This is a genomic window from Pseudomonas abietaniphila, assembly GCF_900100795.1.
In the GTDB taxonomy this organism is placed as follows: Bacteria; Pseudomonadota; Gammaproteobacteria; order Pseudomonadales; family Pseudomonadaceae; genus Aquipseudomonas; species Aquipseudomonas abietaniphila.
In genome coordinates, this window is sequence record NZ_FNCO01000008.1 from 254,790 (window position 1) to 270,453 (window position 15,664).

At 58.5% G+C, this 15,664-nt stretch carries 16 protein-coding genes; 7 read left to right on the top strand and 9 right to left on the bottom strand.

Annotated elements, in window-relative coordinates; translation table 11 throughout:
* The first annotated feature begins 2 nt into the window (after positions 1-2).
* From BLS87_RS17305 to BLS87_RS17315, 3 genes are all read left to right on the top strand, one after another.
* Positions 3-1,163 carry an ABC transporter ATP-binding protein gene (locus tag BLS87_RS17305; protein ID WP_074753821.1) on the top strand — a complete coding sequence of 387 codons (1,161 nt, stop codon included), beginning with the start codon at positions 3-5 and terminating at the stop codon, positions 1,161-1,163.
* 137 nt (positions 1,164-1,300) lie between these two features.
* Positions 1,301-2,656, top strand: a complete 1,356-nt coding sequence (locus BLS87_RS17310; protein ID WP_074753823.1) for a carbohydrate porin — start codon at positions 1,301-1,303, stop codon at positions 2,654-2,656.
* 205 nt (positions 2,657-2,861) lie between these two features.
* Positions 2,862-3,737 (top strand): aldose epimerase family protein, encoded by an 876-nt coding sequence (locus tag BLS87_RS17315; protein ID WP_074753825.1) that lies wholly within the window; start codon positions 2,862-2,864, stop codon positions 3,735-3,737.
* A gap of 8 nt (positions 3,738-3,745) precedes the next feature.
* Here the strand turns inward: BLS87_RS17315 and BLS87_RS17320 are convergent, their stop codons facing one another.
* Positions 3,746-4,615, bottom strand: a complete 870-nt coding sequence (locus tag BLS87_RS17320) for a MurR/RpiR family transcriptional regulator (protein ID WP_074753827.1) — start codon at positions 4,613-4,615, stop codon at positions 3,746-3,748.
* 231 nt (positions 4,616-4,846) lie between these two features.
* Between BLS87_RS17320 and zwf the strand changes: the two genes are divergently transcribed.
* From zwf to BLS87_RS17335, 3 genes are read left to right on the top strand one after another with little or no spacing between them, the layout of a single operon-like run.
* Positions 4,847-6,316, top strand: coding sequence for a glucose-6-phosphate dehydrogenase (zwf, locus tag BLS87_RS17325; RefSeq protein ID WP_074753829.1), 1,470 nt, complete (start codon positions 4,847-4,849; stop codon positions 6,314-6,316).
* The gene (gene pgl, locus BLS87_RS17330; RefSeq protein WP_074753831.1) at positions 6,303-7,022 is read left to right on the top strand and encodes a 6-phosphogluconolactonase; all 720 of its coding nucleotides are present in this window, start codon (positions 6,303-6,305) and stop codon (positions 7,020-7,022) included. The genes zwf and pgl overlap by 14 nt, the downstream gene beginning before the upstream one ends.
* 17 nt (positions 7,023-7,039) lie before the next feature.
* Complete coding sequence (locus BLS87_RS17335) at positions 7,040-7,714, top strand: bifunctional 4-hydroxy-2-oxoglutarate aldolase/2-dehydro-3-deoxy-phosphogluconate aldolase (protein WP_074753833.1); 675 nt, start codon at positions 7,040-7,042, stop codon at positions 7,712-7,714.
* A gap of 335 nt (positions 7,715-8,049) precedes the next feature.
* Here BLS87_RS17335 and BLS87_RS17340 read toward each other — a convergent pair whose 3' ends face one another.
* On the bottom strand, positions 8,050-9,231 hold the full coding sequence (locus BLS87_RS17340; RefSeq protein ID WP_074753835.1) for an aminotransferase class V-fold PLP-dependent enzyme: 1,182 nt from the start codon (positions 9,229-9,231) through the stop codon (positions 8,050-8,052).
* 50 nt (positions 9,232-9,281) lie between these two features.
* On the bottom strand, positions 9,282-9,545 hold the full coding sequence (locus BLS87_RS17345; protein WP_074753837.1) for a DUF3820 family protein: 264 nt from the start codon (positions 9,543-9,545) through the stop codon (positions 9,282-9,284).
* Between the two features lie 232 nt (positions 9,546-9,777).
* Here BLS87_RS17345 and BLS87_RS17350 point away from each other — a divergent pair, with 232 nt between their 5' ends.
* A complete protein-coding gene (locus tag BLS87_RS17350; RefSeq protein WP_074753839.1) occupies positions 9,778-10,248 on the top strand; it encodes a PA2169 family four-helix-bundle protein in 471 nt (156 codons plus the stop codon).
* Between the two features lie 66 nt (positions 10,249-10,314).
* Here BLS87_RS17350 and BLS87_RS17355 read toward each other — a convergent pair whose 3' ends face one another.
* The 6 genes from BLS87_RS17355 to BLS87_RS17380 form a co-directional block, all read right to left on the bottom strand.
* The gene (locus BLS87_RS17355) at positions 10,315-11,778 is read right to left on the bottom strand and encodes a sensor domain-containing diguanylate cyclase (RefSeq protein WP_074753841.1); all 1,464 of its coding nucleotides are present in this window, start codon (positions 11,776-11,778) and stop codon (positions 10,315-10,317) included.
* Positions 11,779-12,071: 293 nt separating this feature from the next.
* Positions 12,072-12,344: an HPr family phosphocarrier protein gene (locus BLS87_RS17360; RefSeq protein ID WP_074753843.1), complete on the bottom strand. Its 273-nt coding sequence runs from the start codon at positions 12,342-12,344 to the stop codon at positions 12,072-12,074.
* Between the two features lie 16 nt (positions 12,345-12,360).
* Positions 12,361-13,218 (bottom strand): RNase adapter RapZ, encoded by an 858-nt coding sequence (rapZ, locus tag BLS87_RS17365; protein ID WP_074753845.1) that lies wholly within the window; start codon positions 13,216-13,218, stop codon positions 12,361-12,363.
* 2 nt (positions 13,219-13,220) lie between these two features.
* On the bottom strand, positions 13,221-13,685 hold the full coding sequence (gene ptsN, locus BLS87_RS17370; protein ID WP_074753847.1) for a PTS IIA-like nitrogen regulatory protein PtsN: 465 nt from the start codon (positions 13,683-13,685) through the stop codon (positions 13,221-13,223).
* Between the two features lie 12 nt (positions 13,686-13,697).
* Entirely contained in the window at positions 13,698-14,006 is a 309-nt protein-coding gene (hpf, locus tag BLS87_RS17375) for a ribosome hibernation-promoting factor, HPF/YfiA family (RefSeq protein ID WP_062384329.1), read from the bottom strand.
* A gap of 77 nt (positions 14,007-14,083) precedes the next feature.
* Positions 14,084-15,577 (bottom strand): RNA polymerase factor sigma-54, encoded by a 1,494-nt coding sequence (locus BLS87_RS17380; RefSeq protein ID WP_074753849.1) that lies wholly within the window; start codon positions 15,575-15,577, stop codon positions 14,084-14,086.
* Between the last annotated feature and the right edge of the window lie 87 nt (positions 15,578-15,664).

The following is a 15,664-nucleotide window of genomic DNA, read 5'->3' on the forward strand; positions in this document are numbered from 1 at the left end:
TCATGGCAACGCTTGAGCTTCGCAATGTAAACAAGACTTACGGGGCCGGTCTGCCGGACACCCTGAAGAACATCGAACTGTCGATCAAGGACGGTGAGTTCCTGATCCTGGTCGGTCCTTCGGGCTGCGGTAAGTCGACCCTGATGAACTGCATCGCGGGCCTGGAAAACATTACTGGCGGCGCGATCATGATCGGTGATCAGGACGTCAGCGGCATGAGTCCGAAAGATCGCGACATTGCCATGGTGTTCCAGTCCTACGCGCTGTACCCGACCATGAGCGTGCGCGAGAACATCGAGTTCGGCCTCAAGATTCGCAAGATGAGCCAATCGGCCATCGACGAAGAAGTCGCACGTGTCGCCAAACTGCTGCAGATCGAACACCTGCTCAACCGCAAACCGGGTCAGCTGTCCGGTGGTCAGCAGCAGCGCGTGGCCATGGGCCGTGCACTGGCGCGTCGTCCGAAAATCTACCTGTTCGACGAGCCGCTTTCGAACCTCGACGCCAAGCTGCGCGTCGAGATGCGCACCGAAATGAAACTGATGCATCAGCGCCTCAAGACCACCACCGTCTACGTGACCCACGATCAGATCGAGGCCATGACCCTGGGCGACAAAGTGGCGGTCATGAAGGACGGCATCATTCAGCAGTTCGGTACGCCGAAACAGATCTACAACGATCCGGCCAACCTGTTCGTCGCCAGCTTCATCGGTTCGCCGCCGATGAACTTCATTCCGCTGCGTCTGCAACGCAAGGAAGGGCGTCTGGTGGCGTTGCTGGACAGCGGCCAGGCACGTTGCGAATTGCCGATGAGCATGAGCGATGCAGGGCTTGAAGACCGTGAGGTGATTCTGGGCCTTCGTCCGGAACAGATCGTGTTAGCGTCCGGTGAAAATGCAGGGATGCCGACCCTTCGCGCTGAAGTGCAGGTCACCGAGCCCACCGGTCCCGACACGCTGGTATTCGTCACGTTGAACGAGAGCAAGGTTTGTTGCCGCCTGGCGCCGGATGTCGCGCCAGCGGTAGGTGAAACCCTGACCCTGCAGTTCGACCCGAGCAAGGTGTTGCTGTTCGACGCCAAGACCGGGGAACGGCTGGGTGCGCTGGGAAAGTCGCAGGCCGCTGAGAGCATGGGGAACGTCACGCGGCTTAACCGCAACTGATCCCGCACGCGGGTGCACTGCGTTAACGAGCACATCTGACGGGTCGATTTCTGCCGTAAAAACGGCCCGTCAGGCACACGAGGCAAGTGGTTACAACGCTGTTTAGAGCTAATAACAATAAAACGAGGATTTAAGGGATGAAGAAGGTAAAAGGCAAATCGCTTAACCAGTTTCAGCTGATTGGTGGGTTGTCCGTCTTGGGGGCCTTGACGATGTCGGGATCCGCATTCGCACTTGAACCGTTTAATGCCAACGAGCATATGACCGGTGACTGGGGCGGTCTGCGCAAAGAGCTCCATGACAAAGGTTACGACTTCAACCTTGAGTACGTCGGCGAGATGGGCGCCAACGTCAAGGGCGGCTACAACAACGACAAGACCGCGCGCTATAGCGATCAGTTTGCAATCGGCACCTACATCGACCTGGAAAAGGTCTTCGGTCTGAAGGACGCAGAGTTCAAGCTGACCGTCACCGAGCGTAGCGGTAACAACATCTCCAACGACCGTCTGGGTGACCCTCGCATCGGCACACTCAGCTCCTCGCAGGAAGTCTGGGGTCGCGGTCAGACCTGGCGTCTGACCCAGATGTGGATCAAGCAGAAGTACTTCGACGGCGCACTGGATATCAAAGCCGGTCGTATGGGCGAAGGTGAAGACTTCGGCAGCTTCCCGTGCGATTTCCAGAACCTGACGTTCTGCGGCACCCAGGCGGCGAACTATGTCAGCACCTGGTACAACTGGCCGGTCAGCCAGTGGGCCGTCCGCGTGAAATACAACATCACGCCAGAAGTGTTTGCTCAGGTCGGTGTGTACGAGCAGAACCCGTCGTATCTGGAAACCGGGAACGGCTTCAAGCTCAGCGGTAGCGGTGCGAAGGGCACGCTGGTTCCTGTGGAACTGGTCTGGTCCCCAACCGTCAACTCGCTGGCGGGCGAATACCGGCTGGGTTGGTACTACAGCAGCCCAAGCGCCAATGACTTGAAAGACGACGTCAATGGTCAGCCTCAGGCGCTGACCGGCGCGGAATTCAAATCACACGGCAGCAAACACGGCTGGTGGTTTGTGGCTCAGCAGCAATTGACCACCGTGGGTGGCGATTCGTCCCGTGGCATGAGCGTGTTCTTCAACGCCACCGTGCACGACAAGGCCACCAACTTCGTCGACAACTTCCAGAACGTCGGTCTGGTCTTCAAAGGTCCGTTTGATGCACGTCCAAAAGACGACATCGGCGTAGGCGTTTCGCGTATTCATGTGAACGACAACGTTCGCGATCGTGCTCGCCTCTTGAACCAGGTCAACGGTGTGGACGATTTCGATAATCCGAACTACCTGCCGATTCAGACCACCGAGTACAACTCGGAGATCTACTACGGCGTTCACGTTACCGATTGGCTGACCGTGCGTCCTAACGTGCAGTACGTCGTGCATCCAGGCGGTACCGACCACGTGGACAACGCGCTGGTTGCCGGTATCAAGCTGCAAACCAAGTTCTAAACGTTACATGATTGTGCGGACCGCTCCTCCGCACATCTCTCTCTGATGTGCTTCACAAACGATCAAGGGTCGTGTGTGCTTTACGGGCAGCCAGGCTGCCCGTTTTTTTATGGGGTTATCGCTCCGGATTCGGAGCCTTTTTTATTGTGTGTTGCAGGCGCTCTTACACAGAACAATCGAACCCACTATCCGGACTTGAACTGCAATGGCTATCAGGGACACAGAATCGCTGGAGCATCCTCTTCAGCGCTTTTATACCTCGGTCCGACCTCAGCCGACTTTTCAGTGGGAGCGTTACCAGCAACGTGACGTGCTGGTGATCAATCACCCTCAATGCCAGGCCGTGTTCAGTCGCCAAGGTGGGCAACTCCTGCACTTTCAACCGGCCGGTCAAAAGCCGTGGCTGTGGTGCGCGGCGCAGTGGCCGCAGGTCGGGGCGATTCGCGGCGGCGTGCCTGTGTGCTGGCCATGGGTCGGGCGTCATCCCGGCGAAGGCGGCTGGCCGGCCAACGGATGGGGGCGTCTGCTCGACTGGAAACTGATCGAAAGCCAGGAGCACGATGCTGGCGTTTCGCTGCATTGGCGCCTTTCGTTATGGGACTGGCAGGCCGATCTCTATGCCGAATTGGGCCAGAGCATGGACTTGCGTCTGGAGACGCAACACGAGGACAGCGAACCCTGTCAGTTCGGTCATGCCTTACACGCCTATTGGCGTATAAGCGACATCGCAGACGTTGCGCTGGAGGGCCTGGATGGCGTTCAGGGTTACGACGAGATCAGTCGCAGTGCCTGTGAGCAGAAGGGTGAATTGAGAGTGCTGGGCAGCTGTCAGCGGGTCTTCGAGCATGCCGGTTCACTGCAACTGTACGACGATGCCTGGCAGCGGCGTTTGAACATTGACACCTGCGACAGCGTCAACACGGCGGTCTGGCATCCGGGCAGTCGACCCTTGCTGGGTGTAGCGGGCAATGAAGCGACAGGATTTCTGCGGGTAGAGGCCGTGTCTGGCGTCGACGACTGCCTGAGCCTGGCACCGGGGGAGCAGGCTCGCTTGAGTTTGCAGGCGAGGCTGGTGCATTAGGCAACCCCTCAATTCAATTCATCATCCGCCGGATACCGGCTGGCGTTGAGGCTTTCCTTGATTTTGCGCAGGTGCGGCTGGAAATCCACGCCCCGGCGCAGGGTCATGCCCGTGGCGAGCACGTCCAGTACGGTCAGCTGGATGATGCGTGAGGTCATCGGCATATAGATGTCGGTGTCCTCCGGCAGCGGGATGTTCAGGCTCAGCGTGCTGGCCTTGGCCAGCGGCGAATCGGCGGCGGTCAGCCCCAGCACCGACGCGCCGTTTTCCCGTGCGATGCGCGCCACTTCCACCAGTTCGCGCGTGCGGCCGGTGTAGGAAATGATCACGAACAGCTCACCCGTGTGCGCCACCGACGCCAGCATGCGTTGCATCAACACATCGGCATGGGCCGTGACCGCCAGATTGAAGCGGAAGAATTTGTGCTGCGCGTCCAGCGCAACGGGAGCCGAAGCGCCGAGGCCGAAGAAGTGAATCTGTCGCGCCTGGATCAACAGGTCAACGGCCTTGCTGATCAGGTTCGGGTCGAGCACCTGACAGACACTGTCCAGTGACGCGATGGCGCTGGCGAAAATCTTGCGGGTGTAGGCTTCCGGATTATCATCGGCTTCAACCGCGCGGCTGACGTAGGCGGCGCCGCTGGCCAGGCTCTGCGCCAGTTGCAGCTTGAGTTCGGGATAGCCACTGACATCGAACGAGCGGCAGAAGCGGTTGACGGTGGGTTCACTGACCTTGGCCGCCTGCGCCAGCGCGGCAATGCTGAAGCGCGTGGCCTGCTGAGGGTTGGTCAGGATCACCTCGGCGACCTTGCGCTCGGCCTTGTTCAATTCTTCAAGACGACTCTGGATCTGCTCCAGAAGATTGCGTACGCGGTCCATTCAAAGTCCTTCTCGTGAAGCGGCAACAGGCTGATTAGAGGGCCTTTATTAAAAAGGTGTGCATCAGGCCCTTTAGCCTGTAGCAAAGGTGGCCTATCGTACTGAGGGCCTGTGGTGATCACCACTGTAATGTGGTTTTGCAAGAAATGTTGTGGTTATTACTACATTTGGCCTTGAGTAACGCCTTTAAAAAAGGTATTTGTAGCCTAACTTGATAAAAGAACCAACATTATGCTCTCGATTACGGTTGAACCGTGCACATTTGCCTTGTTCGGCGCCTTGGGCGACCTGGCGGTGCGCAAACTGTTTCCCGCGCTGTACCAGCTGGACCGTGCCGGACTGCTGCATGCCGAGACCCGAATCCTTGCCCTGGCGCGTGAACCCGGTACGCCAGAGGAGCATCTGGCCTACATCGACAAAAACCTGCGCCGCTTCGTACCCGAGGTTCAGCTCGAGAGTGAACACGTGGAGCGTTTTCAAGCGCGCCTGAGCTACCTGCACGTGGATTTCCTCAGAGGCGATGATTACGTCGCGCTGGCTGAAGCCGTGGGCGATGCGCAGACCATGATCGCGTACTTCGCCACGCCGGCCTCGGTCTACGGCGGGATCTGCGAAAACCTGGCGCGGGTCGGTCTGGCCGATCGCACGCGCGCGGTGCTGGAAAAGCCGATCGGTCATGACCTGGCGTCTTCGCGTCGGGTCAACGATGCCGTCGCCAAGTTTTTCCCGGAGAACCGCGTCTACCGGATCGACCACTATCTGGGCAAAGACACCGTTCAGAACCTGATCGCGCTGCGGTTTGCCAACAGCCTGTTCGAAACCCAATGGAACCAGAACTACATTTCCCACGTCGAGATTACGGTGGCGGAGAAAGTAGGCATCGAGGGGCGTTGGGGGTATTTCGACCAGGCGGGCCAGCTGCGCGACATGATTCAGAACCACCTGTTGCAGCTGCTGTGCCTGATTGCGATGGACCCGCCCAGCGACCTGTCCGCCGACAGTATCCGCGATGAGAAGGTCAAGGTGCTCAAGGCACTGGCGCCGTTCACTCCGGAGCGCCTGGCCACCCAAGTGGTGCGCGGGCAGTACATCGCCGGCTACAGCGAAGGCAAACCGGTTCCCGGTTATCTGGAAGAGGAGAACTCCAACACCCAGAGCGACACCGAAACGTTTGTTGCCATTCGGGCCGATATCCGTAACTGGCGTTGGGCGGGGGTTCCGTTTTATCTGCGCACCGGCAAACGCATGCCGCAGAAGCTGTCGCAGATCGTGATCCACTTCAAGGAACCGCCGCACTACATCTTTGCCCCTGAACAGCGGATGCAGATCAGCAACCGCCTGATCATTCGCCTGCAGCCTGATGAAGGCATTTCGCTGCAAGTGATGACCAAGGATCAGGGGCTGGATAAAGGCATGCAACTGCGCAGCAATCCCTTGCAACTGAGCTTCTCCGACGCTTACCGCAGCGCCCGTATTCCGGACGCCTACGAGCGGTTGTTGTTGGAGGTCATGCGTGGCAATCAAAACCTGTTTGTCCGCAAAGATGAGATCGAGTATGCGTGGCAATGGTGCGACCAGCTGATTGCAGGCTGGAAGAAGGCGGGCGATGCGCCCAAGCCTTACGCCGCGGGCTCTTGGGGCCCGATGAGTTCCATTGCGCTCATTACTCGTGACGGGAGGTCCTGGTATGGCGATATGTGAACTTGAATTTCCGGCTGGCCTGAAAACCCGCGAATTCGATAACCCTGAAGGGCTGGCCAGCGCGCTGGCCGACCATGTGGCTGAGCGTCTTGCGGCGGCCATTGCCCATAACCCGCACGGCGTCGCAACGTTGGTGGTGTCCGGGGGCAAAAGTCCCGTGGCATTCTTTCAGGCGTTGGCGCAGAAGCCGATTCAGTGGTCCAAGGTCTGCATCAGTCTGGCCGATGAGCGCTGGGTGCCGACCGAGCATGCCGACAGCAATGCCGGCCTGCTTAAGCGCTACCTCTTTCAGGGGCCCGCAGCAGAGGCCGGTTTTTTCAGCCTGTATCGTCCGACCACTACGCTGGACGAGGCCGCAGCGGCGACGGATGAAGCGCTCAAAGAGCTGCCGAAAATCGATGTGCTGGTCCTGGGCATGGGCGACGACGGCCATACGGCCTCGCTGTTCCCTGATAGCCCAAATTTGGCCGAAGCGCTGGACCTGGACAGCACGCGTCGCTGCCTGCCCATGCTTGCGCCGAGCATACCCCATCAGCGTCTGACGATGACGCGTTCCCTGTTGGCGTCGGCAACGACACCGATCCTGTCCATTTCCGGGCAGGCGAAGCTGGAAACCCTGCGCAAGGCGCTGGCGGGCGACGACCTCGCCGAAATGCCGGTGCGTGCGTTCCTTAACCCGTCTTTAGAGATTTACTGGTGCCCATAAGCAAAGGATCAGCCGCCATGGAAAATACCCAAGTGAAACAGCCGTTGAATAGCATGGCGAGCAAGATTGCCCAGATCGACGAACTCTGCAAAAAAGCAAAGATTCTGCCGGTCATCACCATTGCACGCGAACAGGATGTGCTGCCGCTGGCCGATGCGCTGGCGGCAGGCGGCCTGAACGCGCTGGAAATCACCCTGCGTTCCGAATTCGGCCTCAAGGCCATTCGCATGCTGCGCGATGCGCGTCCTGAACTGAGTGTCGGTGCTGGCACCATTCTCGACCGCCACATGCTCAAGGCCGCGGAAGAAGCCGGTTCACAATTCATCGTCACGCCCGGCAGCACGCAGGACCTACTGGAGGCCGGTGCCCAGAGCGAACTGCCGCTGCTGCCGGGCATCAGCAGCGCGTCGGAAATCATGATCGGTTATGCGCTGGGCTATCGCCGCTTCAAGCTGTTCCCGGCTGAAATCAGCGGCGGCGTCGGCGCGATCAAAGCGTTGGGCGGTCCATTCCCGGAAGTGCGCTTTTGCCCAACGGGCGGCGTCAGCGCCGCGAACCTGAAGAACTACATGGCACAGCCCAACGTGATGTGCGTGGGCGGTACCTGGATGATCGACAACGCATGGGTGAAGAGCGGCGATTGGGGTCGTATCACCGATGCCACGGCCGAGGCGATCGCGTTGTTCGACTGATTGAATGATGTCTACGCCCCAAGGATTGATCTTCGACAGCTCCGGTTCATGACGAAGCTGCTCTAATCATCGACAGATGATGAATTCAGCGCCTTGGGGCGCCGCTACAGAAGTCGTTGTTGCATGGCTATTTTGACGGTGCTCCTTGGTCGGGAGCGCCGTTTTTTTTGCTCTTTTTTCGGGGGCTATAAATATGTACCGCAGTCGAGCCAGATCGGGCGCGTATCTTTGCACTTCCTTTGTTAGTTGGCTTTTCCATGAAGCTCTTTGGCGGTACCTCTTACGCGGGTGGGGGGGCCGCTTTTTTTTGCCTGCTTAATGGGGCGCTTAGCGAATCATGCCAGCGCGCGCAATGCCTTGGTCAGGTGCGCAACGTCGTCGGCTGAGGTGATAAAGCCAGGCGTGATACGGATGCATGGGCCACACGCCGAACCCTGTCTTGCGACGGCAAAGATCCCGTGCTCGTCCAGCAGCCTCTGCGTCATGAGCGGCTGGTCGTGGTGGTGGGTGAAGCGAAACGAGGTGATGCCGCAATAGAGGCGCGGATCATCCGGGGTGAGGACTTCAATGCCTTGCATCGTGCGCGCTTCGCGTACCCACAGGTCTCGCAGATACGCCAGACGTGCACCTTTGACAGCCGAGCCGCCCAGCGCGCGGTGTTCTTCCAACACCTTGGTCAGCGTCATCAGCGCCGGAATGTTCGGCGTGCCGTAGGGCGCAAGGCCCAGAATGTCGTCAACGGGGTAACGTCTGTCGCCCATGTCCGGGTCAATGGCAGACAGCCTTTCTTTCCTGACATGAATGAAACCCAGGCTCAGGGGCGCGCCCATCCATTTCTGCAAATTGAAGCCGGCAAAGGCCACGCCCAACTCCGCCAGATTGAAATCCAGCTGACCCAGCGCATGGGCGCCGTCGAGCATCACATCGATGCCATGCTCTGTCGCGGCGTGTGCAATCGCCTCCACCGGCATCACCAGTCCCGTGCGATGGGTGACGTGGGTCAGGGCCATCAGCTTGATGCGTGGATAAGCCGCGAAGGCGTCGCGATAGGTCCGCAGCAAGGACTCGTAACTGGCAGGGTGCGCATGGGTGATCTCAATCACTTCTACGCCGCGTGTTTTTTCGAGCCAGCGCATCGCGGTCTGCACGCTGTTGTAATCCAGGTCGCTGATCAGCACCTGGTCGCCAGGCTTCAGGCCGTTGTAGTTGCGTATCAGCGATTGCAGGGACTCTGACGCGCAGCGGGTGAGGGCGATCTCTTCAGTTGGCACGCCGATCAGCGTCGCCAGATCGGCACGGATCAGTTCGCTGTCCTGGGTATCGAAGCGCTGGCGTACATACACCGAGTTGCTGCGGTTCACATACGCCAGATGCTCTTCGTACGTTTTCAGCACCTCGCGGGTCATGCGCCCGAAATAGCCGTGTTCAAAGTTGATCGGGCCCGGCTCCACGTCATATTGGCGCGCAACGTCTCGCCAAAAAGACTCATCGCGGGCGCGTTCGAGTGCCGATTCCATTCCAGCAGGTTGAACACTGTTCATCACGTCCCTCGCTCGTCGGGAAGAAATCAGGTAAACCGAATAGGCGTTTTCAACGGGCTTTCGCGCAACGGTTCGCGAGGGCGGGTCCTCAGCGGATCAAGCAAGCCCGACAACCCGTTGTGATCGACCTCGTGCATCAGCGCCAGCAGGCTCCCCAGCTCTCCCGTCGGGAACCCCTGGCGGGCGAACCAGTTCAGGTAATCGCCCGGCAAGTCGGCCAGCAGGCGCCCCTTGTATTTGCCATAGGGCATTTCTCGCGTCACCAAAAGTTTAAGTTTCTCGGGATTCATGGCGCCGCCGTTGGTCTTTTTCAATGAACTTGAACGATACGTGCATTCTGCATGTACGCCAACCTACAGATCATGCAGAACGCGAGATGTCACTGTGTCTTGAACTTCATAAATGATTGATAAATAAGAATATTATCTTTATAAAAAACTGGCACGACGGCTGCAATACCTCTTGTATCGAGTGTTTATCCACTTTAACTCTTCGATTAACCTGCCAGAAAGGAACTGCAAAATGACAGATATCAATAAAGAAGCGATCTCGGTACTGAATGATCTGATCGAGACCAGCATTGACGGCGAGAAAGGTTTTCACACAGCCGCTGAAGATATCAAGAACCCTGAAATCAAAGCGTACTTCCTTTCGCGTTCCTCCGAGTGCAAGTCCGCTGTTGCGGAGCTCCAAGCCGAAGTGCGAGCACTGGGCGGTGACCCGGATGACTCCTCCAGCGCCACTGGCGGTCTGCACCGCCTGTGGGTCGAACTGAAAGCTGCTGTCACCGGCAAAAGCGATGAGGCAGTGCTGAATGAAGTTGAACGCGGTGAAGATCACGCGCTGAAAGCTTACAAAGAAGCCTCGCAAAAAGCGGTCGAGAAGAATCTGCCGGTCAACGTCACCGGCCTGATTCAGCGTCAGCTGACCGGTGTGCAGGCGAACCACGACAAAGTGAAAGCGTTGCGTGATTCCGTGCGTCGCGCCAGCTGATCCCTCGGGATTTTGAAAAAACGCCAGCTTGTCTGGCGTTTTTTTATGTCTGACTTCCGTGTGTGTTCAGGCGGAAGCGGACGTCCCCTCACCAATGTGTTCGACTCGATTGCGGCCTTTGCGTTTGGCGTGATAAAGCGCCTGGTCCGCCTCGGCGAACAGCTGAGCCTGTTGATCTCCGGCCTTCGGTTGTGCGGACGCCACGCCGATACTGACGGTCAGCGGCTGCCCGTCCTGATTCAGCGGCGGTATTGCTTCGATGGCCTTTCTGATCTGCTCGGCAAGCAATCTGGCGCCCGGGAGATCGGTTTCGGGCAGCACCACCAGGAATTCTTCACCGCCATAACGGGCAGCGACATCGCCGGGACGGCGGATGCACGTCTCCAGCGTTTTCGCGACATTGCGCAACGCGATGTCCCCGCCGTGATGGCCGTGTCGATCATTGAAAGCCTTGAAATGATCGACATCGATCATGAGCACTGAGATCGGCCGGTCCGAACGAATGCTACGGGCCCATTCCTGTTTGAAGACCATGTCCAGGCGACGCCGATTGGCGAGCCCCGTGAGGCCGTCAGTCGCCGCCAGCTCGGCCAGTTCCCGTTCAGCAAGGTGTCTGAGGCGCAGCTGTTTGCTCAGCAGCCAGGACAGCCACAGAATGCCCAGGCACAGCAGGCCGGTTGCGCCCATCACGAGCAGCGCGTTGTGTCTCCAGAGTGCGTACACCTCGTCCTGCGACTGCGCGATGACGACGATCAAGGGCAGATCGCCCACCCGAGAAAACGTATACATTCGCCGTTGGCCGTCCAGATCCGAGATGGCACTGAAACTGCCATTGACCTCTTTCAGAATGCGCTGAAAGTTAGCGCGCTGGCTGAAATCCTGACCGATGTACGTGCGCACGGTCTGCTCGGGTTCCCGTGCGAGCATGATGCCGTCTGCAGTGATCAGGTTGATGGTCCCTTTCTGCCCGACATCCAGCCCTCGAAACAAGCGATGGAAGTAAGCCAGCCGCATCGAGGCCGCTACGATGCCGACAAATCGGCCATCAGGGGAGGGGATGCGTCGGCTGAAACTGATGCGCCAGTCCTTGAAGCCCCAGCGCGCTTTGAAGGGCCCGCCCACTCGCAGCGCAAGGGATGGATCCTCGCGGTGCCCGGCGAAGCTGGCGAGGTCGGAAAAGTTATCCTCGCGGGGTATCACGGACACTGAATCGGCAACGATCGTCCCTGTTTCATCCAGAACGACCAGATCACCTTTGTACGGGGCTGCGGTGGAGCGATCAAACATCACCTGCTGGCGCAAAGCCGCGGAGATCGACAGCACTTCCGGTTGCTGCCACGTTGCGATCATGCCCAGCAGCGAGGTGTCATACAGGTCGGCATTACGTTGCACATCGGCATCGATCAGCTGCACCACGTTATTGGCAGACCGCACGGCGGAGTCCGTCGCGTTGCCGTATTCGCGAATCAGCAAGGACGTGACGATCGCCAGAATCGCCACCACTGCCAGCACGCTGCCGGACATCAACATTCTTTCCGAGCGGGACCGGGCGGATTGGGGCGTCTGTACGTAAGCCAGTGTCATCGATCAGCTCTGTGGTGATTCAACCGTTACTCCCGTTCGCGCGGCATGGTGGGCAGCGTCGCCGCCAGGCTGATTCATGCACGGGGGTGATCATTCGCGAAGGGCGTTTCAAGGCGCTGAATTAAAGATCCATCACGACAATTGATCAAGTTTGTTCCTGCCACTCAAGGTGTAGGAATCAGAATCGGTTGATGAGAGACCGAGAGAGGAAATGCTGCTCAAAAAGGTGAAAAGGGCGATTACTCGCCCTCGTCAAACCTGTTGTTGATCAGTTCGATCAAGCCGTCCAGCGCGGCTTGTTCCTCGTCACCTTCCGTCAGGAGATGGATCTCGGTGCCTTTGCCGGCGGCCAGCATCATGACGGCCATGATGCTCTTGCCGTCGACCATGCTGTCGGGGCTACGGCCGACCCTGATCTGGCAGGGGTATTTGCCGGCAACGCCAACGAACTTTGCTGCAGCGCGGGCGTGCAGGCCCAGCTTGTTGATGATGGTGATCTGGTGAGCGGGCATCGCGATGGGGATCCTTTCAGCTTAGGTCGCGGTGGCGGACCTGAACATTCTTGAGCGACTGTTGCAGGGACTGACCCAGGCGTTCGGTCAGGTAGACGGAGCGGTGGTGTCCGCCGGTGCAGCCAATGGCAATGGTGACGTAGGCGCGGTTGCTGGCGGCGAACCGCGGCAACCACTTGGTCAGGTACGACGAGATGTCCTGGAACATTTCTTCGACATCTGACTGCGCGGCCAGGTAGTCGGCTACCGGCTTATCAAGCCCGGATTGCTCGCGCAATTCAGGCTTCCAGTACGGGTTAGGCAGGCAGCGAACGTCGAACACCAGGTCCGCGTCCACGGGCATGCCCCGTTTGAAGCCAAACGATTCGATCAGGAAAGCGGTACCCGGTTCAGGCTTGTTCAGCAGCCGTAACTTGAGCGTATCGCGCAGCTGATAGAGGTTCAGGTGGGTCGTGTCGATGGTCAGGTCGGCGAGATCGATGATCGGCCCGAGCAAGGTTTTCTCGTCACGGATCGCCTCGGCCAGCGAGCGTGTCGCATTGCTCAGCGGGTGACGACGACGGGTTTCGGAGAACCGCTTGAGCAGCGTGGACTCCTCGGCGTCCAGAAACAGTACATCGCACCGGATGTGCCGGCTGCGAACCTCTTCGAGCATTCGCGGAAAACGGGTCAGATGACTGGGCAGGTTGCGGGCGTCGATGGACACTGCCAGCAGAGGTTCCGCCAGCTCCGTGTTGATCAGTGCGCGTTCGGCCAGTTCAGGCAGCAGGCCAGCGGGCAGGTTGTCGACGCAGTAAAAACCGCTGTCTTCCAGAACATCGAGGGCCGTGCTCTTGCCGGAGCCGGAGCGACCGCTGACGATGATCATGCGCATGGTCAGTGCCCGTTCTGTACGTGGAGCACGACGTTGTACAGTTCGTCGCTGCTTTTCGCGTTACGCAGGCTGGCGCGCACATCGGCGCGGTCGAGCATGCTGGCGATCTGCCGGAGCAATTCGAGGTGTGCATCGGTGGCGGCTTCAGGGACCAGCAACACGAACAGCAGATCCACCGGGGCGCCGTCGATGGCATCGAAATCGACAGGCTTTTCCAGGTGCAGCACTGCGCTGACCGGAGACGTGCAGCCTTTGAGTCGACAGTGGGGGATCGCGATTCCGTTACCGAAGCCGGTAGAACCCAGCTTCTCGCGGGCAATAAGGCTTTCGTAGACGGTTTGCCAGTCGAATTCGGGCACCTGCTGCCCGATCATTTTGGCAATCTCTTCGAGGACGGCTTTTTTGCTGCCGCCTGGCACGTTCACGAGTGAACGGCCAGGGGTCAGAATGTTTTCAAGTCGGATCATGGATGGGGAGTGTCAGCGAGCGGCCGCACCTTTGAGGATGCTTTGCTGCTTTTCCTTATGCTTGAGCAATTGTCTGTCTAGCTTGTCAGTGAGCAGGTCGATTGCCGCGTACATGTCGTCATGCTCCGCATTGGCAACCACCTCTCCACCGTGGATATGCAGGGTGGCCTCGATCTTCTGTTTGAGTTTCTCGACGGCCATCGTCACCTGCACGTTGGTAATCTTGTCAAAGTGCCCTTCGAGCTTTTTCAGCTTCAGCTCGATGTACTCGCGCAGGGGCTTGGTCACTTCCAGTTGGTGTCCACTGATGTTGACTTGCATACAGCTTCTCCTTCGTTGCCAGTGCATTAAGAGGCAGGCTTGGTTGCCTGCCACTGGAACGCTGTGGCCTGTGACCCTTACATCAATCGCTTGCGTTCGCTGGAAGGCGCTATCCCTAGAGACTCGCGGTATTTGGCGACGGTGCGACGGGCCACTTGAATGCCTTGTGCCTCCAGTAAACCAGCGATCTTGCTGTCACTCAACGGCTTTTTCTGATTTTCCGCGGCAACCAGTTTTTTGATGATCGCGCGGATGGCGGTAGACGAGCATTCGCCGCCTTCAGAGGTGCTGACGTGGCTGGAAAAGAAGTATTTCAGTTCGTAGATACCGCGCGGGGTATGCATGAACTTTTGCGTGGTCACGCGCGAGATCGTCGATTCGTGCATGCCGACCGCCTCGGCGATGTCGTGCAATACCAGCGGTTTCATCGCCTCGTCACCGTACTCAAGGAAACCACGCTGATGTTCCACGATCTGGGTCGCAACCTTCATCAGGGTTTCGTTACGGCTCTGCAGGCTTTTGATGAACCAGCGCGCTTCCTGCAACTGGTTGCGCATGAAGGTGTTGTCGGCGCTCGTGTCGGCACGACGCACAAAGCCAGCGTACTGCGGATTGACCCGCAGGCGCGGAACGGCTTCCTGATTGAGCTCGACCAGCCAGCGTTCGTTGTCCTTGCGCACGATCACATCGGGAACGACGTATTCCGCTTCGGTGGACTCGATCTGGGACCCTGGACGCGGGTTCAGGCTTTGCACCAGTTCGATGACCTGGCGCAGATCATCTTCCTTGAGCTTCATGCGGCGCATCAGTTGCGCGTAGTCACGGCTGCCCAACAGGTCAATGTAATCACTGACCAGGCGTTGAGCTTCCGCGAGCCATTTGGTCTTCGCCGGTAACTGACGCAGTTGCAGCAACAGGCATTCGCTGAGGTTGCGAGCACCAATGCCGGCAGGTTCGAATTGCTGAATGCGGTGCAGGACGGCCTCGATCTCGTCCAGTTCGATATCGAGCTCTGGATCAAAAGCGTCCAGCAGTTCCTCGAGGGACTCGTCGAGATAGCCTTGGTTGTTGATGCAATCAATCAGCGTGACAGCGATCAGGCGATCGGTGTCGGACATCGGCGCCAGGTTCAACTGCCAGAGCAGATGGCTTTGCAGACTCTCACCGACGGACGTGCGCGTGGTGAAATCCCATTCGTCGTCATCGTTGCTGGGCAGGCTGCTGGCGCTGGTCTGGTAAACGTCTTCCCAGGCGGTATCGACAGGCAGTTCGTTGGGAATGCGCTCGCTCCATTCGCCGTCTTCCAGGTTGTCGACGGTGGGTGCGGATTCCTGATAAGTCGGTTCCTGAACGTCCGGGTTGGGCTTTTGCTCGATGTTGTCGGCCATGGGGTCGACGTTATCGAAGTCGTCGCCTTCTTCCTGGCGCTCGAGCATAGGGTTGGACTCCAGTGCCTCCTGAATTTCCTGTTGGAGATCCAGCGTCGACAGTTGGAGTAAGCGGATGGCCTGTTGCAGCTGCGGCGTCATCGTCAGCTGCTGGCCCATTCTCAAGACTAGCGAAGGTTTCATGGCAGAGACTTAACACCTTATTCGCCGGCGCACATGCGCGCCATCCACTACTGGGGCGCCTGGGCGCCAACTTAAGCAAATTATATG

What these genes read in the sequence shown, in the direction of transcription:
- BLS87_RS17305 (WP_074753821.1), top strand. Translation starts at nt 3, where the DNA reads ATGGCAACGCTTGAGCTTCGCAATGTAAACAAGACTTACGGGGCCGGT.
- BLS87_RS17310 (WP_074753823.1), top strand. Translation starts at nt 1,301, where the DNA reads ATGAAGAAGGTAAAAGGCAAATCGCTTAACCAGTTTCAGCTGATTGGT.
- BLS87_RS17315 (WP_074753825.1), top strand. Translation starts at nt 2,862, where the DNA reads ATGGCTATCAGGGACACAGAATCGCTGGAGCATCCTCTTCAGCGCTTT.
- BLS87_RS17320 (WP_074753827.1), bottom strand. Translation starts at nt 4,615, where the DNA reads ATGGACCGCGTACGCAATCTTCTGGAGCAGATCCAGAGTCGTCTTGAA.
- zwf (WP_074753829.1), top strand. Translation starts at nt 4,847, where the DNA reads ATGCTCTCGATTACGGTTGAACCGTGCACATTTGCCTTGTTCGGCGCC.
- pgl (WP_074753831.1), top strand. Translation starts at nt 6,303, where the DNA reads ATGGCGATATGTGAACTTGAATTTCCGGCTGGCCTGAAAACCCGCGAA.
- BLS87_RS17335 (WP_074753833.1), top strand. Translation starts at nt 7,040, where the DNA reads ATGGAAAATACCCAAGTGAAACAGCCGTTGAATAGCATGGCGAGCAAG.
- BLS87_RS17340 (WP_074753835.1), bottom strand. Translation starts at nt 9,231, where the DNA reads ATGGAATCGGCACTCGAACGCGCCCGCGATGAGTCTTTTTGGCGAGAC.
- BLS87_RS17345 (WP_074753837.1), bottom strand. Translation starts at nt 9,545, where the DNA reads ATGAATCCCGAGAAACTTAAACTTTTGGTGACGCGAGAAATGCCCTAT.
- BLS87_RS17350 (WP_074753839.1), top strand. Translation starts at nt 9,778, where the DNA reads ATGACAGATATCAATAAAGAAGCGATCTCGGTACTGAATGATCTGATC.
- BLS87_RS17355 (WP_074753841.1), bottom strand. Translation starts at nt 11,778, where the DNA reads ATGTTGATGTCCGGCAGCGTGCTGGCAGTGGTGGCGATTCTGGCGATC.
- BLS87_RS17360 (WP_074753843.1), bottom strand. Translation starts at nt 12,344, where the DNA reads ATGCCCGCTCACCAGATCACCATCATCAACAAGCTGGGCCTGCACGCC.
- rapZ (WP_074753845.1), bottom strand. Translation starts at nt 13,218, where the DNA reads ATGCGCATGATCATCGTCAGCGGTCGCTCCGGCTCCGGCAAGAGCACG.
- ptsN (WP_074753847.1), bottom strand. Translation starts at nt 13,685, where the DNA reads ATGATCCGACTTGAAAACATTCTGACCCCTGGCCGTTCACTCGTGAAC.
- hpf (WP_062384329.1), bottom strand. Translation starts at nt 14,006, where the DNA reads ATGCAAGTCAACATCAGTGGACACCAACTGGAAGTGACCAAGCCCCTG.
- BLS87_RS17380 (WP_074753849.1), bottom strand. Translation starts at nt 15,577, where the DNA reads ATGAAACCTTCGCTAGTCTTGAGAATGGGCCAGCAGCTGACGATGACG.